General features: G+C 33.0%; 25 protein-coding genes. All 25 read left to right on the top strand.

What is annotated here, in order from left to right:
• Positions 1-32: 32 nt before the first annotated feature.
• A complete protein-coding gene (nifJ, locus tag G9F72_RS17440) occupies positions 33-3,551 on the top strand; it encodes a pyruvate:ferredoxin (flavodoxin) oxidoreductase (protein ID WP_164955899.1) in 3,519 nt (1,172 codons plus the stop codon).
• Positions 3,552-3,759: 208 nt separating this feature from the next.
• Positions 3,760-4,164, top strand: coding sequence for a DUF1292 domain-containing protein (locus G9F72_RS17435; protein ID WP_164955898.1), 405 nt, complete (start codon positions 3,760-3,762; stop codon positions 4,162-4,164).
• Between the two features lie 282 nt (positions 4,165-4,446).
• Positions 4,447-5,097 (top strand): HAD-IB family hydrolase, encoded by a 651-nt coding sequence (locus G9F72_RS17430; protein ID WP_164956082.1) that lies wholly within the window; start codon positions 4,447-4,449, stop codon positions 5,095-5,097.
• Between the two features lie 100 nt (positions 5,098-5,197).
• Positions 5,198-6,082: an aminotransferase class IV gene (locus G9F72_RS17425; RefSeq protein ID WP_164955897.1), complete on the top strand. Its 885-nt coding sequence runs from the start codon at positions 5,198-5,200 to the stop codon at positions 6,080-6,082.
• A gap of 71 nt (positions 6,083-6,153) precedes the next feature.
• Positions 6,154-8,124 (top strand): flagellar assembly protein A, encoded by a 1,971-nt coding sequence (locus tag G9F72_RS17420; RefSeq protein ID WP_164955896.1) that lies wholly within the window; start codon positions 6,154-6,156, stop codon positions 8,122-8,124.
• Between the two features lie 11 nt (positions 8,125-8,135).
• Complete coding sequence (locus G9F72_RS17415) at positions 8,136-8,585, top strand: chemotaxis protein CheW (RefSeq protein WP_164955895.1); 450 nt, start codon at positions 8,136-8,138, stop codon at positions 8,583-8,585.
• A 13-nt stretch (positions 8,586-8,598) separates the two neighbouring features.
• Positions 8,599-9,087, top strand: coding sequence for a chemotaxis protein CheD (locus G9F72_RS17410; protein ID WP_164955894.1), 489 nt, complete (start codon positions 8,599-8,601; stop codon positions 9,085-9,087).
• A gap of 16 nt (positions 9,088-9,103) precedes the next feature.
• Entirely contained in the window at positions 9,104-10,231 is a 1,128-nt protein-coding gene (locus G9F72_RS17405; RefSeq protein WP_164956081.1) for a chemotaxis response regulator protein-glutamate methylesterase, read from the top strand.
• Positions 10,232-10,239: 8 nt separating this feature from the next.
• Entirely contained in the window at positions 10,240-11,004 is a 765-nt protein-coding gene (locus G9F72_RS17400; RefSeq protein ID WP_164956080.1) for a CheR family methyltransferase, read from the top strand.
• Between the two features lie 30 nt (positions 11,005-11,034).
• Complete coding sequence (locus G9F72_RS17395; protein WP_164955893.1) at positions 11,035-13,089, top strand: chemotaxis protein CheA; 2,055 nt, start codon at positions 11,035-11,037, stop codon at positions 13,087-13,089.
• Between the two features lie 11 nt (positions 13,090-13,100).
• Positions 13,101-13,700 carry a chemotaxis protein CheC gene (locus G9F72_RS17390; RefSeq protein WP_164955892.1) on the top strand — a complete coding sequence of 200 codons (600 nt, stop codon included), beginning with the start codon at positions 13,101-13,103 and terminating at the stop codon, positions 13,698-13,700.
• Positions 13,701-13,716: 16 nt separating this feature from the next.
• Positions 13,717-14,076: a response regulator gene (locus tag G9F72_RS17385; protein ID WP_164955891.1), complete on the top strand. Its 360-nt coding sequence runs from the start codon at positions 13,717-13,719 to the stop codon at positions 14,074-14,076.
• Between the two features lie 12 nt (positions 14,077-14,088).
• Complete coding sequence (locus tag G9F72_RS17380) at positions 14,089-14,490, top strand: chemotaxis protein CheW (protein WP_164955890.1); 402 nt, start codon at positions 14,089-14,091, stop codon at positions 14,488-14,490.
• Positions 14,491-14,542: 52 nt separating this feature from the next.
• Entirely contained in the window at positions 14,543-15,538 is a 996-nt protein-coding gene (gene fliM / locus G9F72_RS17375; protein WP_164955889.1) for a flagellar motor switch protein FliM, read from the top strand.
• Positions 15,531-16,694: a flagellar motor switch phosphatase FliY gene (gene fliY, locus G9F72_RS17370; protein ID WP_164955888.1), complete on the top strand. Its 1,164-nt coding sequence runs from the start codon at positions 15,531-15,533 to the stop codon at positions 16,692-16,694. The genes fliM and fliY overlap by 8 nt, the downstream gene beginning before the upstream one ends.
• A gap of 300 nt (positions 16,695-16,994) precedes the next feature.
• Positions 16,995-17,267 (top strand): flagellar biosynthesis anti-sigma factor FlgM, encoded by a 273-nt coding sequence (flgM, locus tag G9F72_RS17365; protein WP_164955887.1) that lies wholly within the window; start codon positions 16,995-16,997, stop codon positions 17,265-17,267.
• 2 nt (positions 17,268-17,269) lie between these two features.
• Positions 17,270-17,680 carry a flagellar protein FlgN gene (locus G9F72_RS17360; protein ID WP_164955886.1) on the top strand — a complete coding sequence of 137 codons (411 nt, stop codon included), beginning with the start codon at positions 17,270-17,272 and terminating at the stop codon, positions 17,678-17,680.
• Positions 17,681-17,695: 15 nt separating this feature from the next.
• On the top strand, positions 17,696-19,375 hold the full coding sequence (gene flgK / locus G9F72_RS17355) for a flagellar hook-associated protein FlgK (RefSeq protein WP_164955885.1): 1,680 nt from the start codon (positions 17,696-17,698) through the stop codon (positions 19,373-19,375).
• Between the two features lie 37 nt (positions 19,376-19,412).
• Complete coding sequence (gene flgL, locus G9F72_RS17350) at positions 19,413-20,447, top strand: flagellar hook-associated protein FlgL (protein WP_164955884.1); 1,035 nt, start codon at positions 19,413-19,415, stop codon at positions 20,445-20,447.
• Positions 20,448-20,503: 56 nt separating this feature from the next.
• Positions 20,504-20,941, top strand: a complete 438-nt coding sequence (fliW, locus tag G9F72_RS17345; RefSeq protein WP_164955883.1) for a flagellar assembly protein FliW — start codon at positions 20,504-20,506, stop codon at positions 20,939-20,941.
• A gap of 36 nt (positions 20,942-20,977) precedes the next feature.
• Positions 20,978-21,193: a carbon storage regulator CsrA gene (csrA, locus tag G9F72_RS17340; protein WP_164955882.1), complete on the top strand. Its 216-nt coding sequence runs from the start codon at positions 20,978-20,980 to the stop codon at positions 21,191-21,193.
• Positions 21,194-21,208: 15 nt separating this feature from the next.
• A complete protein-coding gene (locus G9F72_RS17335; RefSeq protein WP_224676156.1) occupies positions 21,209-21,556 on the top strand; it encodes a flagellar protein FlaG in 348 nt (115 codons plus the stop codon).
• Positions 21,557-21,605: 49 nt separating this feature from the next.
• The gene (locus tag G9F72_RS17330; RefSeq protein ID WP_164955881.1) at positions 21,606-21,896 is read left to right on the top strand and encodes a hypothetical protein; all 291 of its coding nucleotides are present in this window, start codon (positions 21,606-21,608) and stop codon (positions 21,894-21,896) included.
• A 12-nt stretch (positions 21,897-21,908) separates the two neighbouring features.
• Positions 21,909-22,304, top strand: a complete 396-nt coding sequence (gene fliS / locus G9F72_RS17325; RefSeq protein ID WP_411955939.1) for a flagellar export chaperone FliS — start codon at positions 21,909-21,911, stop codon at positions 22,302-22,304.
• Between the two features lie 86 nt (positions 22,305-22,390).
• Positions 22,391-24,271, top strand: a complete 1,881-nt coding sequence (gene fliD, locus G9F72_RS17320) for a flagellar filament capping protein FliD (RefSeq protein WP_164955880.1) — start codon at positions 22,391-22,393, stop codon at positions 24,269-24,271.
• The last annotated feature ends 11 nt before the right edge of the window (positions 24,272-24,282 follow it).

Below are 24,282 nucleotides of genomic sequence, written 5' to 3'. Positions count from 1 at the left end.
TTACAATATTATTAATGAAAGAAGGTTTATTAATGAGAAAGATGAAAACAATGGATGGTAATACAGCAGCAGCACACGTTGCTTATGCATATACTGACGTGGCAGCAATTTATCCTATAACACCATCTTCAACAATGGCAGAGTATTGTGATGAATTAGCAGCAAAGGAAACAAAAAATGTATTTGGTCAAAAAGTTAAAATTATGGAAATGCAATCAGAAGCGGGAGCAGCAGGAGCAGTTCACGGATCACTTCAAACAGGAGCATTAACTACAACCTTTACATCATCTCAAGGATTATTATTAATGATCCCAAACATGTACAAAATAGCAGGAGAGTTACTACCTGGAGTATTCCATGTAGCTGCTAGAGCGTTAACTACTCATGCACTTAATATTTTTGGAGATCATCAAGATGTAATGGCTGCAAGACAAACTGGATTTGCACTACTTGCGTCTGGTAGCGTACAAGAAGTAATGGACCTTTCACCAGTTGCTCATTTAACAGCTATTGAAGGAAAACTTCCTTTTGTAAACTTCTTTGACGGTTTTAGAACTTCTCACGAAATACAAAAGATTGAAACTTGGGATTATGAAACTCTAGCTTCTCTTATAAATACAGAATCACTAGATGCATTTAGAAATCATGCGCTTAATCCAGAGCATCCTGTAACTCGTGGAACGGCACAAAATCCAGACATATATTTCCAAGGAAGAGAAGCTTCAAACTCATACTATGATGCTCTTCCAGCAAAAGTTGAAACATATATGGGAAAAATAAATTCATTAATCGGAACTGACTACCATTTATTTAATTATTATGGTGCAGCAGATGCAGATAGAATAATAATAGCAATGGGTTCAGTTTGCGATACAATTGAAGAAACTATAGATTATTTAAATGCAAAAGGAGAAAAGGTTGGAGTACTTAAGGTACATTTATTCAGACCATTCTCAATGGAACATTTCTTCAAATACATACCTTCTACAGTTAAGAAGATATCAGTACTCGATAGAACAAAAGAACCAGGATCAATTGGAGAACCATTATTCCAAGATGTAAGAAATGCTTATTATGAAAAAGAAAACAGACCAGTTATAGTTGGTGGTAGATATGGACTTGGTTCAAAAGATACTACTCCAGCACAAATGGTTTCAGTATTTGAAAACTTAAAAGCAGAATCTCCTAAAAACGGATTTACTGTAGGAATAGTTGATGATGTTACTAATACTTCACTTGTAACAGGACCTGAAATAACAACAACTCCTGAAGGAACTAAAGAATGTAAATTCTGGGGACTTGGATCAGATGGTACTGTTGGAGCTAACAAGAGTGCTATAAAAATCATAGGAAACCATACAAATATGTATGCTCAAGCATACTTTGCATATGATTCTAAAAAATCAGGTGGAATTACAGTTTCTCACTTAAGATTTGGTAAGAAAGCTATAAAATCAACATATTTAATAAATGCTGCAAACTATGTTGCTTGTGGTAATCAATCTTATATATATAAATATGATGTTCTAAAAGGAATAAAAGACAATGGAACATTCTTATTAAACTGTATATGGACTCCAGAAGAATTAGAAGTACATTTACCAGCATCAATGAAGAAATATATTGCGACTCATAATATTAACTTCAACATTATCGATGCAGTTGGAATAGCGCAATCAATAGGTCTTGGTGGAAGAACAAACATGATAATGCAATCTGCTTTCTTTAAGCTTGCAGACATTATTCCTGTAGAAGATGCAGTTAAGTATCTTAAAGAAGCAGTTATTTCATCTTACGGTAAAAAAGGTGAAAAAGTTATTAACATGAACAATGCTGCAATAGATAAAGGAATTGAATCGGTTGTTAAAATTAATGTGCCAGATAGCTGGAAACAGGCTGTGGACGCTAATGATACTGAAAAAGAAGCTAGACCGGATTTTATTAAAAATATAGCTGATGTAATGAACAGACAAGAGGGAGACTCCCTACCTGTTAGTGCATTTGTTGGAATAGAAGATGGAACACTACAAGCAGGAACAGCTGCTTTCGAAAAGAGAGGTATTGCTGTTAATGTACCAGAATGGCAAGTGGATAAATGTATACAATGTAACCAATGTGCGTATGTATGTCCCCATGCTGTAATAAGACCATTCTTAGCAACTGACGCAGAACTTGCAAAGGCTCCAGAAAGCTATGAAAGTAAAAAAGCTGCAGGCGGAAAGAATTTTGAAGGACTAAATTTCACTATTGGTATAAGTTTAGAAGATTGTACTGGTTGTGGTAACTGCGCAGAAGTATGTCCAGCAAAAGAAAAAGCATTAATCATGAAACCATATGAAACACAATCAGCAAAAATAAAAAATTGGAAATTCGAACAATCATTATCTAAAAAAGAAAATCCAATGGGAACTGCAACTGTTAAGGGAAGTCAATTTGAAAAACCATTAATGGAATTCAGTGGAGCATGTGCTGGATGTGGAGAGACTCCATATGCTAGACTTATAACTCAATTATTTGGAGATAGAATGTTAATAGCTAATGCTACAGGATGTTCTTCAATTTGGGGAGGAAGTTCACCAGCATCACCATATACAGTTAATGAATGTGGTCAAGGACCAGCTTGGGCTAACTCATTATTTGAAGATAATGCTGAATTTGGACTTGGAATGTTCCTTGGAACTACTCAATTAAGAGATAGGGTTGAATTGTCAGCAGTTAAAGCCTTAACTTTAAATACAAGTGATGCATTAAAAGTAGCTATTAGTGAATGGATTGAAAACAAACAAGATGCAGAGGGTTCAAAAGCTGCAACTGATAAAATGTTACCATTATTAGCATCTGAAAAAGATAATAATGAAGCATTAAAAGAAATATTTAGTAAAAAAGATCATTTAGTTAAAAAATCTCAATGGATATTTGGTGGAGATGGCTGGGCTTATGATATAGGCTTTGGCGGAGTTGATCATGTACTTGCATCTGGAGAAGATGTAAATATTCTTGTAATGGATACAGAAGTATATTCAAATACTGGAGGTCAATCTTCAAAATCTACTCCAACTGCAGCTATTGCAAAATTTGCAGCTACAGGTAAAAAAACTAAGAAAAAAGATTTAGGTATGATGGCAATGAGCTACGGATATGTTTATGTTGCTCAAATAGCAATGGGTGCTGATAAAAATCAAACACTAAAAGCTATAAAAGAAGCAGAAGCTTATAAAGGACCATCACTTATAATTGCTTATGCACCATGTATCAATCATGGTATCAGAGCAGGAATGGGATGTACTCAATTTGAAACTAAGAGAGCTGTTGAATCTGGATACTGGGCTATGTATAGATTTAATCCAGAATTAAAAGAAGCAGGAAAGAATCCATTTATACTAGACTCTAAAGAACCAACTACTTCATTTAGAGAATATTTAATGGGCGAAGTAAGATATTCTTCACTTGCAAAAATATACCCAGAAACAGCAGAAGCATTATTTGTTAAAACAGAAAAAGATGCTATGGAAAGATTAGACAGTTACAAAAGACTTGCTGATCAAAAATAGTATTTAAAATTGCAAAGTCAAAGGAAGATGAATTAAATTTCATCTTCCTTTGTAATTAAATCATTATCGCCCATGCTGAAATGTCGTTAAAATACATTATAAAAAGATTTAACAATAACTTAACAATAAAATTTAAAAAAAACACTTTTAATATTTTCAAATTAAGGGTAGAATATAAAATATACTGAAATGTAGGAGGTAACACATTATGAATGAAGATAAAAAAATATCTTCCGTAACTGAAGAAAACGAAGGCTGCGGATGTGGAAACAATGAAGGCTGTGGATGTGGTTCAGATGAAGAAAATGAAGGCTGTGGATGTGGTGGTCATGATCACGATGAACACGATGGTTGTGGTTGCGGCTGTGGCGAAGGAGAAGCACTAACTGTAGATTTAGAAGATGAAAATGGTAATGTAGTTCCATGTGAAATAGTAGATGGATTTACTTATAAAGATAATGAATATGCATTAGTTCAAAATCCTGAGGACGATTCAATATATCTTTTCAAAGTAATTGGAGATGAAGAAACAGGCGAATTAATTATCCCAGAAGATGAAGAATTCGCAGAAGTAACTGCATATTATGAAGAAATGATTAAAGAAGAGAAATAGGGTTCAATAAAAAGAGTCGTTGCAAATGCATCGGCTCTTTTTAACGACATTTTAGAAGGAAGGTCTCCTATTTATATAAGCGGGTTCACGTACTATAACAAAGAGGGAAATTCAGTGGCAGTCTAAATCTCCTTCTGAAGTCGTTAATATTGCAGCTTCGAAGAAGATGATTTAACTTTAAATAAAGGAATGAATAGAGATTCAATGGTAACAATATTAATAATAATATAAATAGAGTACAATAAGAGTAATGTAAGATTAAGTTGGTATAAGTGAGGAGATATAATAGTGAAAGAAAAATTAGCTATTTTCGATGTGGATTACACTCTAACAAAACGAGAGACATTAGTAGAATTTTATTTTTTTATGATGAGAAAAAATCCTAGATTATTAAAATATCTACCTAAGAGTATATATTCATCTATTTTTTACGCTTTGAAGATCCATGATGCCTCAACAGTAAAGAAAACCTTTATACGATTCATTGATGGTATAGAGGAAAATGAAATGAAAAAAATTGTCAAAGAATTTTATGAAAAAAGGTTAAGTAAAATACTATATAATGATGCTATTGTGATGATAAAAAAGATGAAAGTAGAGGGCTACAAAATTTATTTAATTTCTGCATCTGCTGAATTCTATTTAAGGGAGCTCTACAACATAGAAGGAGTAGATAAAGTAATAGGAACAAGGTTTACCCTGGAGAATGGCTTACATAGAAATGAAATCTTGGGGGAAAATTGCAAGGGAGAAGAAAAAGTAAAGAGACTGAAAGAAGTTTTGAAAAAGGAAAATATTGAAGTGGATTTTGAAAGCTCTTATATGTTTTCTGATTCTCTATCAGATTTGCCACTTTTTAATTTGGTGGGTCATCCTTACTTAATAAATTTCAGGAAAACACATGATAAAATTGAAATCCTAAAATGGAAATAGTAGTATAAACCCAGAAAAAGGTTATAACTTAAAATAAATTCTAGAGAGATAGAAATTTATAACTTTCACCTCTCCAGAAAATTTAAAGGAGGAGCTATATATGGACAAGTGCATGAATGAATACTTTTTATTTGGGGACGAATTTAAGAAAAGGCAAGAATTTGAGAATTATAATATGAGTATAGGAAAATCATTATATGAAGTTATCAGGATAAGTGATGGAGTGCCTATATTTCTTATGGAGCACTTAAGCCGCTTAGAAAATTCTGCAAAAATTATGAAATATAATTTATGTATTACAAAGGAAAAAATAATAGATGGAATTCTTGAACTAATACATAAAAATAATATAAGCCAGGGAAATATAAAATTAGTTATCAATTATCAACCTAATTCTGTGCACAATGAAAATAGCAAATCATTAACTGAAAGATTTTTGGCATATTTCATACCTCATGCATACCCATCGAAAGAGCAATACGAAGAAGGCGTAAAAACTATTACGTGTCAGGTGGAACGTAGTAATCCTAATGCCAAAGTTATAAATAGCGACTTTAGAGAAAAAGTAAACGAGAAAATTGATAGTAATAGCGTGTATGAGGCAATACTAGTGGACGATGCTGGCTTTATTACTGAAGGTAGTAGATCAAACATTTTTATGGTTATAGGCTCTAAAGTTTTAACTTCAAAGGTAGAGAATGTTTTACCAGGCATAACAAGACAATTTATTATAAAGGCTTGCAAAAAGTTAAATATAGTAGTTGAAGAAAAAAATGTCCATAAAAGAGACATTGAATCCTTAACAGGACTTTTTATTTCCGGAACCTCACCCAATGTACTACCCATAAGTAGTGTGGATGAATTTTCTTTTAATTCCTCAAAAAATCCAATAATAAATTCAATAATGCTGGGATTTCAAAATGAATTAAAAGAAGATAAACAGAAAATTGTAAAGTTTATAGGAAATAGGTCGATAAACAAATAAAACAATTGAAATGTTATTAAAAGAATAGAAGAATTATGGTATAATTTCTCTATAGAAAGAGGTGGTATATATTGGTAGCTAAAGCATGTGACAAAAAATTCCAAGGCTCTAATATTCAGGAATGTTTAAGTCTTGCAAGTTTTAGTTTGGGGGTTCCAGTAGAAAAGATAAAATATACGATACTTGAGGAAAAAAGTGGCTTTTTCAAAAAACATGCTGTAATTTCTATTGATGAAATAGAAGGTTTAAATGATGAAGAAAACGAACACATAAAAAATACTGCTGAAGATGTCACAAATGGAACTATAGAAATTCGCCTTGGTAGTGTCATTGTAAAAAACCCTAAACCAGGTGGGAGACCAGCAACAATTTCTATGAGTGACAATATCACAGTAACTGTGAATGGAGAAAACGTAAGTGGCAGTACTGCCGTATATGAGGATAGTAATATAGGAATTGTATTTAAAGAAGTGAAAGCTAAAAGGCAGATGAATTTAAGAACAAGTGAAGACAAGATGGAAGCTTATATTAGTATTGTATATAATCCTACTATCATTTATAAACTAAAAGATGCTGAAAGCAAAAGCTCCGCCACATTAGAAATAGACGTAAAAGAAGAAATTATGCCACCGAAATTTACAGAACTCGAGATTAAAAATGAGTTGCAAAATCATAATATTACATATGGCATTTTAAAGATGAACATTATAAAATGTGCAAAGGCTGATGAAGTTTCGGGAGTGTTAATTGCAACTGGGAAGAAACCTATACCTGAAATAGATGATAGTATGGAAATTAAATTCAATGAGGTAAATGCAGAAGACCAGCAGCAATGTGACAATGTAGATTCTATAGACTACAAGGCTATAGGTGCTGTAAGTGGAGTAGAAAAAGGACAAGTTTTAGCTATTGTAAGTCCAGGAAAAAATGGAGAAGATGGAATAGATATTACAGGCAAAATTATAAAAGTTAAAGCTGCAAAAAAAATAATATTATCCACAGGAGAAGGTTGCCAGCTTTCAGATGAATTTACTGTGGTGGCTACAAGTGAAGGTAGACCATCTGTCAGGGTAAACACTTTTTTCGTTTATAAAACTCATGAAATAAATGGAGATGTGGAATTAAAAACTGGAAATATTAAATTTGTAGGAGATATAGTTATAACCGGCAGTGTACTGGAAGGTATGAAAGTAGAATCCGGCAATTGCATTTTAATTAAAAACAATGTAGCAGAAGCAGAAATTATTGCCAGTGGTGATGTTGTGATAAAGGGTAATGTAATCCATGCAAATGTTGCAGCAGGAAAAGAAGATGTATTAATTTTAGAATATTTAAGTGATTTAAATAGCCTGAAAAACGATGTTTCAAAATTAACATCTTCTATAAGGCAACTTAAAGAAATGAACCTTTTAGAAAGAAATACCAGTGATGGTGAACTAATAAAAATTTTACTAGAATCTAAATTTAAAAAACTTCCTCAAACTGCAACTCGCGTAGCTCAAAGGATTTTGAAACAAGGCATGGACCAGGATGAGCTAGTATATATAATTAAAAAGAAAATACTAAATTTAGGTCCGCTTAATATCAAGAACTATGAAGAACTAAATGATGTGGTGACAATTATTGATAATAAGATTGCTATACTCTCCATGAATTTAACTCTTCCTGTTAATGTAGTGCTAGACTATTGCCAAGACTCAATAATTAAGAGTTCAGGTAACATTATCTTTAGAGGTATTGGACAATACATATCACAAATAGAAGCAAGTGATAGTGTAATCTTTCAAAAGGATAAAAGTGTAGCTAGAGGTGGAGTTATAAAAGCTGGAAAAGAAATTAAATGCAAAATAGTTGGGGGACTAGGAGGGGTTGCAACAAAGCTTATTGTAGAAAATAATGGCCATATATGGGCAGAAGTTGCTTATCCAAATACTAGGTTTATTATAGGTACAAGAGAATACATAATGGATACTCCTAGTAAAAGTGTTCATGCATTTATAGATGAAAACAGAGAATTAGTAGTCCATAAATTACAATTGTAGGGGGATTTAATATGAAGCAGCAAGAAATAAAGATTTTGATTTTTAGCATAAATAATGAGTATTATGCTACGGGTATTATGGAAGTCGAAAGAATACTAGAATACGAAAAGTCAACTAAAATTCCTGACTCTCCACAATTTGTGGAAGGTGTTATAAATTATGAGGGTAAGATTTTGCCAGTTATAACACTATCAAAAAGATTTAATTTGCCGGAAGCAGTGATACAAGAAGGAAGTAAGATAATAGTTGCTAAGCAAAACCATAGTAAAATAGGTATAATAGTTGATTTTGTTTCTGAAGTTAAGGATGTAAAGATGGACAGCATAGAAGATTCACCTGAAATCATTTCTGGAATATCCAGAAGATATATCAAGGGGCTTATTAAGATTGATGGTAGAATAATTATATACTTAAATCTTTCAGCTATATTGACAGAAGAAGAAAAAATCCAAATATTATAAATAGGGTGTAAATATGGAATATAATGAAATAAAAGTAGGGATTGCAGATTTAAATGTGGCTTTTTCGCCAAATAAATTAATAACCGTGGGACTTGGGTCTTGTGTAGGCATTGCAATTTATGATAAAGATATAGGTATTGGAGGATTGGCACACATAATGCTTCCAGATAGCAGCCAATTCAATAAAGTAACTAACGAAATCAAATTTGCAGATTTAGCTATCCCCATACTCGTAGAGATTATGATAAAAAAAGGCGCAACGCTCAAAAATATGAGAGCTAAAATAGCAGGTGGAGCTTCCATGTTTAATTTCCCAGATAAAACAATAGTCATGGACATTGGAAATAGAAATGGTATAGCGGTAAAAAGTGCACTAAAAAGTTTATCCATTCCAATACTTTCAGAAGACATTGGAGGTAATAAAGGCAGAACTTTAATATTTGATACCACAAGTGGGTCATTATTTATTAGAACTGTAGGTATGGGAACCACGGAAATTTAGATTAATTGCAATGTTAATGAGGTGGTATATATTGTTAAAAAAAATTAAAGTGATCGTAGTAGATGATTCAGCATTAATGAGGAAAATTGTTTCTGACATGATTAATGCGCAGGCAGAAATGGAAGTTATAGATACAGCAAAAAATGGGCAAGACTTGTTAACAAAAATAGTAAGTAAAATACCCGATGTTATAACCATGGATATTGAAATGCCAAAAATGGACGGTATAAAAGCTTTAAAGGAATTGAAAAAAATGAATATAAATGTGCCGGTTATTATGCTTAGTAGTGTTTCTAAAGCTGGTACAGAATTAACTATGGAATGTCTTGAACAAGGTGCCTTCGATTTTATAGCAAAACCATCTGGAGCAATATCACTAGACATTAACAAAGTTAGAGATGAATTGGTGCAAAAAATAAAACTGGCATTTATGCAGTGTGAGGGTAAAAACACCTTAATGTCAGAAAAAAGCGTTAAATCAAGTAGAATAGACTTAAATAGGAATAGTACTATCGGATTAAATGAAGTAGCTACAAACACAGGGACTACCCTCCGCAGTAGAACAGCCACAATGCACTATGTAGAGGCTGTAGTAATTGGAGCTTCCACAGGCGGCCCTAAAGCCTTATATAAAGTAATAACTGCGCTGCCAGAAGATATAGGAGTTCCAGTCCTTGTGGTGCAGCATATGCCCATGGGTTTTACAAAGGCCTTTGCTGAGCGACTTAATTTAAACTGTAAACTAAAGGTTGTAGAAGCGGGGGAAGGAGACACAGTTTCAAAAAACGTAGTTTATATCGCTCCTGGTGGATATCATATGGAAATAGGAAGGGATAAGAGGATACATTTAAATACAGAACCTAGTATTTGGGGAGTTAGACCAGCAGTAGATAAGCTCTTTATATCCGCCGCGGAAGTTTATGGATCACGGCTTTTAAGTGTTATACTTACTGGCATGGGACGAGATGGGGCGCAGGGTACAGCAGCTATTAAAGACAATGGAGGATTTACTATAGCAGAGCACCAATCTACTTGTATCATATATGGCATGCCAAAGGCGGCTTTTGAAACCGGTAAAGTAGATGAAGTTGTTCCCCTTGATAATGTTGCTGAGGAAATCACTAAAGTTGTAATGGGGAGATGATTATGGCTATGGATTTAATATATTTTCAGCAATGGGTTTTAAAAGAATATAAAATAGATTTAGCCGCTTATAAATCCAATCAATTGCATAGGCGAATTTTAAGCTTAATGTCAAGAGTTGGAGTGAGTTCAGTAGAAGAGTATATTAGTTTATTAAAGAGGGATGCGGCTCAAAAACAGAAATTTTTAGACTTTATTACTATAAACGTAACAGAATTTTTTAGAAATCCAGAAATATTCGAGGAGCTTTCAAAAAAAGTTAAATCTGAACTTTCATATAATGGAGGGCTTAAAATTTGGAGTGCAGCCTGCTCTGTTGGAGCTGAGCCTTATTCATTAGCTATGATTATGGATGATTTATACCCAAGAGCGAGTCATAGGATTGTAGCTACAGACATAGACAGTACAATACTTCAAAAAGCAAAGAATGGTGAATATGTCTATGCAGAAGTTAAAAATGTACCAAAACAATTTCTTGAAAAATATTTCCTAGTTAAGGGTGATAAATACTGCATTAATTCTGTAATTAAAAAAATGGTGGATTTTAAGAAGCATGATCTTATCTTAGATAATTATGAAAGCAATTTTGATTTAATAGTGTGTCGAAATGTAGTTATTTATTTCAATGCAGATATTAAGGATAAAATATATAAAAAATTTAGTGAGTCACTAAAAAAAGGTGGATTACTTTTTGTTGGGGCCACTGAGAGTATATATAATTATAAAGAGTATGGATTTGAAAAAGCATCAACATTTATTTATAAAAAAATGTAAGGCATTTACAATCAACAAGGAGGGGAAAAAATGGATACATCGCAATATATGTCAATGTTCTTAGAAGAATCTATGGAAAATTTGCAGACATTGAATGAAGCACTTCTTATTTTAGAACAACAACCAGAAAATATAGACAAGCTAAATGAAATATTTAGGGTAGCTCATACTATAAAGGGTATGGCTGCAACTATGGGATTTAGCCAAATGGCTGAATTAACACATAAGATGGAGGATGTTCTTTCTAAATTTAGAGAGGGTAAGCTTAAAGTGACAGAAAAGGTAGTAACTGTTTTATTTAGATGTCTGGATACATTAGAAAAGATGGTAAATAATATATCGGAGGGGATTTCAGAGGAAATTTCCATTGAGGATATAATAGAGGATCTGCATTCTATAGCAGAAGGAAAGGACACTACTGAAAATATTAAAAAAGAAATCGCAGTTACAGTGGAGAGCGATAATAATGGTGCTGAGCGAATTTCTCTTAATGAATATGACATTAATGTTATTAAACAAGCTATGGATAGAATGTACAATGCCTATGAAATAAAGATTCTACTAAGTGAAAATACCCTGCTTAAGTCAGCAAGAGCATTTCTCATTTTTAAGAGCTTAGAAGAATATGGTGAAATAATTAAATCTATACCTGGCGCTGAAGAATTAGAAAATGAAAACTTTGAATTCGAAATAAATTTAATTTATATAACTAGTAAAGAAAAAGATGAGGTTATCAACATTTTGCTGAATATTTCTGAAGTGGAGAAAGTAATGGTAGAGGATGCCTCGGTTAATGTAGCGAAGGAAAATCACTATGATAAATCAGAAGAATTTAAAGGAATAGAACAAGCTTCAAAAGTTGATGTAGGTGCAGTAAAAAATATGACCACCATGGATGTTAAAGGTAAAGAGGTCGATATAAATAAGGATAAAAAGGAAGCGGTAGTTCATAAAAAGGCTCATCAATCTGTGAGAGTTGAACTGGATAGATTAGATAAATTTATGAATATGGTATCAGAACTTGTAATTCATAGAACAAGACTAGAACAGATAAGCAGTGTTCATAAATTAAATGATCTAAATGAAACACTAGAACAAGTAGCTAGGGCCACCTCAGAATTGCAAGATTTAGTGATGAAAATTAGAATGCTTCCACTAGAAGTAGTATTTAATAGATTTCCAAGGATGATAAGAGATTTGTCAAAAGATCTTGGGAAAGAGATGGAGCTCCAAATACAAGGACAAGATACCGAACTTGATAGGACAGTTATTGATGAAATAGGTGAACCACTATTACATTTGCTTCGTAATGCAGCAGATCATGGTATAGAGTCTTCAGAGGAGCGAACTTCCAAAGGAAAAAATCCTATTGGAACAATTAAACTTATAGCTTATGCAGAAGGTACTAAAGCTATAATAAAGGTTGAAGACGATGGTAAAGGGCTAGACGTTTCCAAAATCAAGGCAAAAGCGAATAAAGTTGGTATAAATACTGACGGAATGTCGGAATCAGACATAAAGAATTTGATTTTTGAACAAGGCTTTAGCACTAATGAGCAGGTAACAGATATTTCTGGTCGTGGAGTGGGCATGGATGTTGTTAAAACTAAAATTGCTGCTCTTGGTGGAACGGTAGATGCAATAAGTGAAATTGACAAAGGTACATCTTTTATTATAAGATTACCATTGACACTACAAATTATTCAAGCACTCCTTGTGAAAATTGGTGATGAAACTATGGCTATTTCTCTTGGCTATATTGATAGAGTAATAGACTATAAAGACGAACTAATTAAAAAAACTAATAATAAAGAAGTTATTGTTTACAACGATTCCGTAATTCCACTAGTAAGAGTAAATAAAAAATTGCAAGTAGAAACTAATAGTAAAAATAAGAAATACATTGTTATTGTAAAGGTGGGAGAGAAAATAGTAGGGCTTTTAGTAGATTCGCTTCTAGGACAACAAGAAATTGTAATAAAGCCTCTAGGAAAAACACTGCAAGGATTAAAAGAATATATAGGAGCAACTATTTTAGGGGATGGACTAGTTACCTTGATATTAGACGTTGCTGCTTTAGTATAAGGAGGGTATATATGGACTATTCTGAGCTAAGTGCTATGCAATTAGATGTGCTACAGGAAGTAGGTAATATTGGTGCAGGAAATGCAGCTACATCCTTATCAGAGTTACTGAATGAAAAAGTAGATATGGCTGTGCCATCAGTAAATATTATTCCATTTGATGATATATTTGCTAAAATCGGAGTTGAAGAAGTTGTAATTGGTGTAATTGTACGAGTCCTTGGAGATATACCAGGTAATATACTTTTTACACTAGATAAGGAAACAGCACTAAATATCATATCAAGTTTACTAGGCGCGCAGCAGCAGCAGATAACGGAAATTGGAAGTTCTGCATTATGTGAAATAGGAAATATTATTTCAAGCTCTTTCATGAATGCCATAGCAAAACTTACGAATTTGGTTCTTCTGCCTTCTGTACCAGCTGTAGCACTAGATATGATGGGCGCAATACTATCTACTACATTTATTGAATCAGGTCAATTTGATGAGTATGTACTTGATTTAGAAACACAGTTTTTACAAGAAAATCAAAAAATAAACGGGCATTTTTATTATATACCAATGCCTGGATCACTAGAGAAAATACTAAATTCACTAGGTGTAAACTAATTGGAGGTTATATAAAATGGCTAAAGTATTAATTGTTGATGATGCGGCATTTATGAGAATGATGATAAAAGATATATTGGAAAAAAATGGATTTGAGGTTGTGGGTGAAGCAAGTAATGGAATAAAAGCTGTGGAGCTATATAAAGTAGAAAAACCAGATGTTGTAACTATGGATATTACAATGCCTGATATGGATGGAATTGAAGCTGTCAAAGTAATTAAAGCTTTTGATCCTGCTGCAAAAATAATTATGTGTAGCGCAATGGGGCAACAAAGTATGGTTATGGATGCAATAAGAGCAGGAGCAAAAGATTTTATTGTAAAACCATTTCAAGCCGATAGAGTACTTGAGGCAATAAAAAAAGTTGTAGGCTAGGAGGGGAAAGTTATGCAAGTAGTTGTATTCAAAGTTAATGAAGAGCAGTTTGCAGTAGAAGCTTCTAAAGTTCAAAGTATTAATGATATGATGGAAATAACAAAGGTACCTAAGTCTGCAGATTATATAAAGGGCTTAATTAATTTAAGAGGAAATATAATTTCTCTCTTAGATATAAATCTGCTTTTAGATATTGAAAAAGGGGGCGGCGCACAAGAAAATATTATTATATTAAACCTGCAAGAAGAATCTGTAGGAGTAACTGTAGACCAAGTTGATGAAGTATTAGAAATAGAAGAATCAATAATTGAAAAAGTTGAAACTGACAGAAAAAAAACCTATATTAAAGGGGTTATAAATTTTAAAGATAGAATAATAACATTAATTGAGATTGGTAAGCTAATCGAAAGATAAGAGCTTACCAAAAGATAAATTCATATTTTATACAGAGAAATGAGGTAGAAATATGGCAGAAGTATTATCACAAGGTGAAATAGACTCACTTTTATCTGCCCTTTCTTCTGGGGAAATAGAACCAGATCAGCTCCCGGGTGAAGAGGAAAAGCACAGAATTAAATTATACGATTTTAGAAGTCCTCAAAAATTCTCAAAGGACCATTTGAGAACGCTTGAGCTCATTCACGATAATTATGGAAGAATAATATCAAGTTATTTATCCGCACAGCTAAGAAATAATGTAAAGGTTAAAATTGAAAGCATTCAGCAAATAACCTATGAGGAATTTATTCATTCAATTCCTAATCCTACTATTTTAACCGTATTTAAAATGCCACCACTAAGTGGGTCTATATTATTTGAGACTAATCCCCAGTTTTCCTTTCAAGTAATTGATATACTTCTAGGGGGAATGGGTAGCAGAAAAGTTAAGCTCAAGGAATTTTCTGATATAGATAAAAATATTTTAAGAAATGTTAATGCGGGGCTTATAGATAACCTTAAACTTGCTTGGGAAGATGTTTTGGATGTAGAACCAGAGATAGAGGCATTAGAAACTAACCCTGCACTTAATCAAACTCTCGCGCCAAATGAACCAGTTGCATTAATTACTTTTTCTGTAGAACTTAGCAATAATAGTACTTTTATAAATATTTGTATACCTTATTTAAGTATTGAAAAAGTGCTTGATAAACTTGTTGTTCAATATTGGTTTAGAGAAAACGATGAAGAAATTGTAAGTGAATCTAGAAATAAATTAAAGGAGCGATTAAATATAGTAAGCGTTCCAATAAAAGGAATGCTCGGTTCTACAAATATTACTGTAAATGAATTTCTACAACTTACGGAAGGGGACGTCATTACATTAGATAATGCAAGTGATAGCCCGGTTAAAGTGTTTGTAGAGGAACGTTTGTGCTATACAGGTAAACCAGGTATTATAGGTAAAAACAGGGGAATTCAAATATTAGATATAATAGATAAGGATGTGGAAAATTATGAGTAACGGCTTTCTTTCACAAGAAGAAATCGACGCTCTCTTAAATGGTGGCGGCATGAGCTCGGAAGAAATGAGCTCAGAACCTATAAAAAAGTTTGAGCTTTCTGAAATTGAGAGAGATTTGCTAGGTGAAGTTGGAAATATTTCTATGGGCTCGGCATCAACAGCTCTTTCAACTATAACGGGTCAACCAGTAAATATAGCAACGCCTGTAGTAACAGTCACTACACTCAAAGAATTAAGAGATAACTATGCAGTGCCTAATATTGCACTAGACGTTAAGTTTACAAGTGGTATCTCAGGGGGGAACCTTTTAGTAATGAAGACCTCTGATGCTGCGGTTATAGCTAGTTTAATGATGGGTGGAGATGGGAAAATAGAAGGTACACCAGAGCTTTCAGAAATTGAAACAAGTGCTGTTTCAGAAGCCATGAATCAGATGATTGGCTCTGCTGCAACATCTATGGCAACAATGTTTGCCAGAACAGTAAATATTTCTCCGCCACAATCTAAGATATGGGATGACTCAACTTCACCCTTAAGTGATAGTATAGATGAAGATGAGGAAGTTGTTCAGGTAGCCTTTAAATTGACCATTGGCGATTTAGTTGATAGCATTATAATGCAAGTGCTCCCTGTTGAAACTGCTAAAAAAATAGTAGATATTATGATGGGTACAGAAGAAGTTGTTGAAGCACCTAAAGAAGTTAGTACAGAGAAGGCATTACCAAAAGTAGAGCCAGCTCCTGCGGCACCATCAGCGCAGCAGGAAGCAGCTTATACCAGTGTTCCGGTGCAACCTGAATATTACGCAAAACCTATTGAAAGACAGGAACCGCAAGTAGAAGTTAGGCAAGCAGCATTTGTGCCTCTAACGAAATCTCCTGTTTATAATTCGCCTAGAAACATTGACTTAATATTAGATGTTCCATTAGAAATTTCCGTAGTACTTGGAAAAACTAAAAAGAACATTAGAGATATTTTGAATTTGGGAACTGGGTCACTAATTGAACTTGATAAGCTAGCAGAAGAACCAGTAGATATATTAGTTAATGGTAAAAAGGTAGCTTACGGTGAAGTTGTAGTTGTAGATGAAAATTTTGGAGTTAGGATTACTAGTATAATTAGTGGAGAAGAAAGAGTTAAAGCTATATCTGAATAGTGAATGAAATAAGGATTAAAGAAAAAAGTATATAGGTATAGGAAAGGAATGAATTTATGTTATTCCTTTTTTATTTGGGGAATAAAGAAAATTTATTCCCTTTTATTTTTTGCATTATAAATGCAATATGCTTTTAGGAATAGCGCATAGAAATAAATACATATAGTAAATAAATTATTAATATTGACTTATAATTAAATTGTATATAAACTTTGAAAGATTATATACGATAATAGGAATAGATAGAACAAACTAGAAGGAATCTAGTATTAAGATATAAAAAGCTAGGAGTGATTAGGAATGAAAATAGATGGAGTAAAGAATAATGTGGTTAGTTTCTACAAAAACAAGACACCTAAAACAGAAGCAAAGCTAACTGCTGCAAAAAAAGACACCATAGAATTATCGCCTGCAGGAAAAAGCTTAAGTGCATTATCATTGGATAGTAAATCAATTAATTCTGAGGCTAAGATAGAAGCTATCAGAAACCAAGTATCTCAGGGTACCTACAAGATGGATTCAAAATTAACAGCTAGTAGAATGATGGAGATTATGAAGGGGAGAGATATTTAGTTATGAAAGAAAAACTAAATGTTGTCATGATACAGGAAATAGAAGCTGTGATGGTTCTGTTAGTAGAGCTTGAAGAGCAACACCGATGTATAGTTGCTAATGATATTTTTGGATTGGAAGCTTGTGTAAACAAAATCAAAGAAGCTAATAAAAACATAGCTCATATGGAAGTGCAGCGAAGAAAGCTTACAGAAAGCAGAGATATGGGGTCCATAATTGAAGAACTTAAAGATAAAGAGCTTGAAAACAATTATTATAAAATTAAGAACTTATTACAGGAAGTTGTACTACAAAAGGATACAAATGAGTTACTTATAAAACAAGGACTTAGTTTTACAAATAGAATATTGAATGTATTAAACCCAATACGTGAAACACCAATTTATAATGCGTATGGTAAAGTAAAAAAATAGTATGAGGTGAAAGAGATGTCAGGATTATTTGGAACTTTTAATGTAGCAAAAAGAGGTATGAGTGCTCAACAAAAGGCTTTAGATGTAGTTAGTCACAACATAGCTAATGCTAATACAGAAGGCTATTCAAGACAAAGGGCTACAATGGAGGCTTCAAGGCCCTTTGGTATGCCTAGCATGAACAATGCTATGGGGCCAGGTCAATTAGGTACTGGTGTACAGATTTCATCTATATCAAGAATTAGAGATGGCTTTTTAGATTATCAGGTAAGAACGGAAAATGGAACTAGCGGGTTATACGAGGGACGTGAGGAATTTCTTACACAAATTGAAGGTATTATGAATGAGCCTAGTGATACAGGAGTGTCAACTCTCCTCACAAAGGTATTCAATTCTTGGGGTGACCTTTCATTACATCCAGAAAGTTCAAATTCAAGAACCGTGGTGGCACAACAATCCAAAGCACTTACTGATGAGCTAAACAATACTTATAATCAATTAATAAAATTAAAAGGCAACAGTCAAGAGGTTATTAAGCAGAACGTAGTAGACATAAACAATATGCTTGATCAAATAAATGTATTAAATCAACAGGTTATAAGCGTAAAAGTTGGTGGAAATGAACCAAATGATTTAATGGATAAAAGGGATTTGTTAGTAGATCAACTAAGTGCAAAATTTGGTATTTCTATTGATAAGAAAGGACTTGGGGGAGAAGATCTTAAAGCGGATGGTTACGATGCATATCTTGTAAAGTCCATTGGCAAAGATGATGTTAGTAGGTTTTCTTATGTGAGCAGTATTGAACTAAAAGATAAAAATGATCCAACGCAAGGATATAATGTAACTTATTATAAAAATGGAGATATGTCCCAAAAAAGCGAAACTATAAGCATGCAATTAACTCCTGGACAATATAAAGAGTTAGATCAATGCAGGGTGCTTTTGGCAGATAAGGCTGGAAATGTTGAAAAAGCAGATGGTACGTTAAATTTATTCCTTCCAAAAACTGGAGAACTACAAGGTTATATGTCTGTACAAGCGGATATAGATAAGTATGTCAATGAGTTGAATAATTTAGCTAAGGGTATTGCATTTTCTATAAATGCGGTGCATAGCGGTAGTGCAACTGCCACGGAGGAAGATTTATTTTTTGTTAATAGTACGGATCCTACTGCAGCTGGAGAACAGAGCATTAATGCCGGAAATATTTCTATAAAGAAAGCGATTATTGATGATGTTATGCTTATTAAGGTTGGAATAGGGGATACTCCAGGACCAACAGATGGGAAAAGAGCACTGGCTATTTCAAGTCTTAGAGATATTAGATTAGCAATTCAAGACATTGATGCAGGCAAAACAAGAGCAGAATTTTTAACAGGTAAATTTGATCTAGATGCTACTTTAGGAGTAAATATGGTTAAGTCCAATTTGAATGGTATGACAGTTAGTGGGTATTTCACGGATATCGTGAATAGACTCGCGGTGCAGACCCAAGAGGCAAAAAGAATTGTAAAAAACCATGGATTACTATTAGCAGGCTTAGATGAATCAAGGACATCTATATCAGGTGTATCCTTGGATGAAGAAATGGCTAATATGATTCAATTTCAACATGCTTATCAAGCTAACGCAAAGATTATTTCCACCGTGGATGAGCTTCTAGATGTGGTTATTAATGGCTTGAAAAAATAAATAATATAATTACATGGATTAAGTGAGGGGTGAAGATATGAGAGTAACAAATAAAATGCTTTCAAATAATTTTTTAAGAGATATGAGAACAAATTTGACTAATATGAGTAGGATACAGGGTCAAATGACTTCTGGTAAACAAATAACAAAAGCTTCAGATGATCCTTTTAAATCTTCCAGGATAATGCAGATGTATTCAGATATAGATGCAAATAAACAATATAATAGTAATATTAAAAATACAACAAATTGGCTTGACACAACTGATACAGCATTATCACATGTAGGCAATGTAGCTGGAAGAATTGAAGAACTTTTAGTATCTGCTGGAAATGGTAGCTACAGTAGTGAACAAAGACAAGCTATTAAAGATGAAATAAATCAAAGAGTACAGGAAGTCTCACAAGTATTAAATACCAGCTTTGATGGTAAGTATATTTTTGGAGGCACAAGAGGAACTACTAAGCCTACTGAAACTAAAGCGGGTGGTACCGGAGGGCTGAATAGCGAATTAGTATATTCTAAGATTGGTGGAGGGGAATTAGTTGTTCCCAATCCCCCAGTTGATACCGACCCTAGTACTATAGAGTATAATCAAATAAATTCAAAGCTCCTAGTTGAAGTATCCCAAGGTGTAACTATGGATTATAATGTTACAGCATCACAGGTTATAAACTATGGAACGGGTACTGGTGAGAATCTTATGAAATTATTAGGGGATATTACTAGTCATCTTGATTCGAAGCCGACGGATTCAGCAGGCACTGCTAATCCTAATTATGCTGATGATATTAAAGCTTTGACCAATGCAGACTTGGAAGGAATACAAAAAGTTACGACCAATATTTTAAAGCTCCGTTCTGAGGTTGGTGCTAAACAAAATAGAATGGAAAGCGCAGAAGCTAGAAATGTAGATCAGAATTTTAATATGACAGAAATCTTGTCTGCAACTGAAGATATAGATATTACAGAAAAAACAATGGAATATGCTACTATGCAAACTGTATATATGGCATCGCTACAAACTAGCGCTAAGGTACTTCAGCCTTCATTACTTGATTACTTGAGATAGTTGAGAGTTGAAAATTAAGAGAAAAATGATTTTTACAAAAGGAGTTGATTTGTAATATGGAGCTAATTACTAAGTATCATGGAGTTAGAGAGTATAGTGATGAAGATGTTATAGTGTTCAAAAAAGGTTTACCGGGATTTAAGGAATTGAAAAATTTTATAATTTTCCCTTTAGAAAGTAATGAAATTTTTAGTATATTACACTCAATTGAAGCTATTGAGGTTGGGTTAGTATTAGTATCTCCATTTAATATCCTTAAAGATTACGAATTTAAAATACCGGATAACTATATAAAAGAACTACAAATAGATAAACCGGAAGAAGTACTAGTATTAACTACAGTAACTTTAAATTCACATATTGAAGATATGACTACTAATCTAAAAGCTCCCATAATTATTAATATAAAAGAAAAATTAGGGGAACAACTAATATTAGATAATGATATATACAAAATAAAACAACCTCTATTTAAAGAAGATGACAATTGTTAATTGTTTTTTACGCCAAAGAAGCAAGGGGATGTATAAATGTTAGTAATAGGTAGAAAAAAAGGTGAATCCCTATTAATAGGTGAAGACGTGGAAATAACCATAGTTAAAATTGAAAATGGCTCAGTAAAAATTGCTATAAATGCACCTAGAGAAATTAGCATTTTAAGGTCAGAACTTTATAAAGAAGTGACGGATGAAAACCAAAGAGCTATGGTTTTTGATTTGTCAGCTTTAGAAAAATTAAAAAAATAAATTGGGGGGCAAAGCATGGAAATTGGAGGTATTGGTGTAAATAAAACTATGGGCTTTGATAAATCTTATAAAGTTTCTAATAATACTGGGGTTTCAAAGCCTACTGAAAGTAATAATCCACTAAGTGAAAAAGATAATAGTGAAAAAGAAGTTAAGAAGGCAGTAAATAAAATAAATAAATTTTTAGAGGGTGAAAGTACCCATCTACAATATGAAAAACATGATGTGTTTAACCAAATGATTGTAAAGGTAATAGACAATAATACTAATGAAGTAATAAATGAACTTCCCTCAAAAAAAATACTAGATATGGTAGCTAAAATGTGTGAAATGGCTGGTGTTTTAGTAGATAAAAAGGCATGAATTTTGACTTAAAAGGCGTAACCCACTAGGATAAAGATGGGAGGGTATTATGGAATTTAAATTAAATAAAATTGATGTTGAAATAAGACAGAGAGTTAAGGATACAACAAAGTCGGGTGTAGTTCATAGAAAAGATTCAATAAGTATAAATAAAGATAGAAATCCTAAAGATAACTCAAAGTCTTACCAAGAATTTAGTAGTAAGCTTTTGAAATATAAGAAAAACCATAAAATAACTGTAGGTGCATTTATAAATAATCAATATGACGTAGAGGTTTTTAAAGAGGTTTTAGAAAAAGAGCAAAGAATTATGGGAAATTTTATAGATACTAAAAAGTAGAGGTGAGGGAATATGGCAATGAACGCTTATGGAAATGCATTCAGTACTTATAAAAATAATAGTGTTAATTTTGCTTCAAAGGATCAATTGCTTTTAATGTTAGTAGATGGGGCTTCAAAATTTTCAAAAATAGGTAGACAAGCTATCTTAGATAAAGATGTTAAAAAGGCACACGAAAATATTGTAAAAACTCAAAATATATTTTATGAGTTAATGGCAACTTTGGATGTGGCAAAAGGTGGAGAATGGGCAGAGAGTTTAATGAAAGTTTATGAGTTTATAACTCGACGACTTACGGAGGCTAATATTAAAAAAAGTGAAGAGATTATGAATGAGGTTATTCCACTGATTGAAGACGTTAGAGATACTTGGAATGAGGCTTATAAAGTATCTAAAGGTGGAAAGTAGATAGTTGAGAATGGAAAGTGGAGATTTTTATGCGTAGCAGAAAAATTATTTTTAAATCTCAACTATGTAAAAGGAGGTTGTATTAAATGAGAATTACTGGGATGGCTTCAGGACTGGATACAGAAACACTAGTAAAGCAAATGATGAAACCTTACACCATGAAAGTTGATAAGATGAAACAGGATAGACAAATAGTATCGTGGAGGCAGGAGCTTTATAGGGATATATTATCAGATACAGCTGCTATTAAAGACACATATTTTGATAACTTAAAACCCGATACTAATATGTTAAGTAAAAATAACTATGCGGGGTTTGATGTAACGGCTACTAATAGCGTAGCAGGAGAAAGTGCTGGGGTTAGTGCTACGGCGTCTGTGGGAGCTATGCCTGGAAGCTATAAAGTGGAAGTAACAAATTTAGCTACAGCGGCAAAGATAGATGGAGTAGCAATAAATGAGAGTAATGACTCTTTTGTTTTGGCAAATTGGCAAGGAAAAACTATAAGGTTTAAAGTTGGAGAGACAGAGGAAAGCATAACTATTGATAATATTCCTCCAGTAACAGATAGAAAATCATTAGTTGCTAATATAAATGATAAATTAGCTAAACAACCTACATTAGATGGGAAGATAATTGTGTCAGAAGGAGCCGGAGTCGGAGCTGGAATTAAATTTAATGCTTTAACAAATGATAGTGTAAAAGTGGTTTCAACGGGCGTAGTTACCGATATGGATAATCTTGTAGGGAAAGTTATTAATCCTAATAGATATACTACAAAATTAAGTGACTTAGGTATTGAAGATGGTGGAACTTTAACTTTTGATTATAAAGACTCTAATGGTATAACAAAAAAAAGTAACCCTATAACTGTATCAAAGGATGCTACAATATCACAATTAATAGATGCGGTTAATCAAGGTACAACTGGGGCTGTTAAACTAAATTTTAGCGAGCTAACAGGAAAATTTAGTATGGAGAGTTTACAAACAGGAAGTTCAGCATTATTAAATGTAACAGAGGTCGGAGGAAAGGGTGTTTTAACAAAATTAAATTTGAATGCAGCTGTAACCCCTGGAAAAGATGCTAAAGTTATAATAACTCCTCCAGGGATAGGTGCTGTAGCAACAACTGTTGAAAAACCAGGTAATACTTTTTCTATAGATGGAGTTAACTATACATTAACCAAGGCAGGCACAACAAATAATATTACCGTCACTGGGAATTCCCAAAAAACTTATGATAAAATTAAAGGTTTCATAGATAAATATAATGAACTAGTGGATAAGGTTAGTCAAAAAACTGATGAAAAGAAGCAATATAAGTATCTTCCACTTTCTGATGAACAGAAGAAAGATATGAAGGAAGATGAGATTAAACAATGGGAGATTAAGGCTAAAGAAGGATTGTTAAATGGTGACCCAAATTTAGAAAATATGCTTAGCTCAATGAGAAGGACTTTTTATGAAGGCGTTGAAGGCGCAGGCATATCTCTTTCAGAAATCGGATTGTCAACCTCACCGGATACAAGTCAAAGAGGGAAAATTATAATAGATGAGAAAAAACTAAAAACTGCTATTGAAAATAGAGGTGAGCAGGTTTCTAATTTGTTTACAAAGCAATCTACAACATATTCTTCATATAATGCAGATGCTACAAGTATAGAGAGAAGTACAAGAAACAAAGAACAAGGTATATTTCAAAGAATAAATGATATTTTACAAGATTATACGAAATCAACTGGTAAAAAAGGCATTTTAGTTCAAAAAGCAGGCCTAAAGGGGGATGTTAAATCTTTATTATCTGAGGATATTATAAAGAAAGATAAAAAGATAAATGAGATGATAAAAAGTTTATCATCTAGAGAGAATAGCTATTTTTTGAAGTTTTCAAAACTGGAAACAGCTATGAATAAGCTGAACTCCCAATCAAGTTGGTTAACGCAACAATTAGGCGGGGGAAAATAAAATCCTTCTAA

Origin of the sequence: Clostridium estertheticum, from assembly GCF_011065935.2 — a bacterium.
Lineage (GTDB): Bacteria > Bacillota > Clostridia > Clostridiales > Clostridiaceae > Clostridium_AD > Clostridium_AD estertheticum_A.
The sequence above is the reverse complement of the archived record's forward strand: the minus strand, read 5'-3'. Positions and strand labels throughout refer to the sequence as shown.

Excerpts from the sequence above, each read along its gene's own strand:
- nifJ (WP_164955899.1), top strand. The coding sequence starts at position 33 with ATGAGAAAGATGAAAACAATGGATGGTAATACAGCAGCAGCACACGTT.
- G9F72_RS17435 (WP_164955898.1), top strand. The coding sequence starts at position 3,760 with ATGAATGAAGATAAAAAAATATCTTCCGTAACTGAAGAAAACGAAGGC.
- G9F72_RS17425 (WP_164955897.1), top strand. The coding sequence starts at position 5,198 with ATGGACAAGTGCATGAATGAATACTTTTTATTTGGGGACGAATTTAAG.
- G9F72_RS17415 (WP_164955895.1), top strand. The coding sequence starts at position 8,136 with ATGAAGCAGCAAGAAATAAAGATTTTGATTTTTAGCATAAATAATGAG.
- G9F72_RS17410 (WP_164955894.1), top strand. The coding sequence starts at position 8,599 with ATGGAATATAATGAAATAAAAGTAGGGATTGCAGATTTAAATGTGGCT.
- G9F72_RS17405 (WP_164956081.1), top strand. The coding sequence starts at position 9,104 with ATGAGGTGGTATATATTGTTAAAAAAAATTAAAGTGATCGTAGTAGAT.
- G9F72_RS17400 (WP_164956080.1), top strand. The coding sequence starts at position 10,240 with ATGGATTTAATATATTTTCAGCAATGGGTTTTAAAAGAATATAAAATA.
- G9F72_RS17395 (WP_164955893.1), top strand. The coding sequence starts at position 11,035 with ATGGATACATCGCAATATATGTCAATGTTCTTAGAAGAATCTATGGAA.
- G9F72_RS17390 (WP_164955892.1), top strand. The coding sequence starts at position 13,101 with ATGGACTATTCTGAGCTAAGTGCTATGCAATTAGATGTGCTACAGGAA.
- G9F72_RS17385 (WP_164955891.1), top strand. The coding sequence starts at position 13,717 with ATGGCTAAAGTATTAATTGTTGATGATGCGGCATTTATGAGAATGATG.
- G9F72_RS17380 (WP_164955890.1), top strand. The coding sequence starts at position 14,089 with ATGCAAGTAGTTGTATTCAAAGTTAATGAAGAGCAGTTTGCAGTAGAA.
- fliM (WP_164955889.1), top strand. The coding sequence starts at position 14,543 with ATGGCAGAAGTATTATCACAAGGTGAAATAGACTCACTTTTATCTGCC.
- fliY (WP_164955888.1), top strand. The coding sequence starts at position 15,531 with ATGAGTAACGGCTTTCTTTCACAAGAAGAAATCGACGCTCTCTTAAAT.
- flgM (WP_164955887.1), top strand. The coding sequence starts at position 16,995 with ATGAAAATAGATGGAGTAAAGAATAATGTGGTTAGTTTCTACAAAAAC.
- G9F72_RS17360 (WP_164955886.1), top strand. The coding sequence starts at position 17,270 with ATGAAAGAAAAACTAAATGTTGTCATGATACAGGAAATAGAAGCTGTG.
- flgK (WP_164955885.1), top strand. The coding sequence starts at position 17,696 with ATGTCAGGATTATTTGGAACTTTTAATGTAGCAAAAAGAGGTATGAGT.
- flgL (WP_164955884.1), top strand. The coding sequence starts at position 19,413 with ATGAGAGTAACAAATAAAATGCTTTCAAATAATTTTTTAAGAGATATG.
- fliW (WP_164955883.1), top strand. The coding sequence starts at position 20,504 with ATGGAGCTAATTACTAAGTATCATGGAGTTAGAGAGTATAGTGATGAA.
- csrA (WP_164955882.1), top strand. The coding sequence starts at position 20,978 with ATGTTAGTAATAGGTAGAAAAAAAGGTGAATCCCTATTAATAGGTGAA.
- G9F72_RS17335 (WP_224676156.1), top strand. The coding sequence starts at position 21,209 with ATGGAAATTGGAGGTATTGGTGTAAATAAAACTATGGGCTTTGATAAA.
- G9F72_RS17330 (WP_164955881.1), top strand. The coding sequence starts at position 21,606 with ATGGAATTTAAATTAAATAAAATTGATGTTGAAATAAGACAGAGAGTT.
- fliS (WP_411955939.1), top strand. The coding sequence starts at position 21,909 with ATGGCAATGAACGCTTATGGAAATGCATTCAGTACTTATAAAAATAAT.
- fliD (WP_164955880.1), top strand. The coding sequence starts at position 22,391 with ATGAGAATTACTGGGATGGCTTCAGGACTGGATACAGAAACACTAGTA.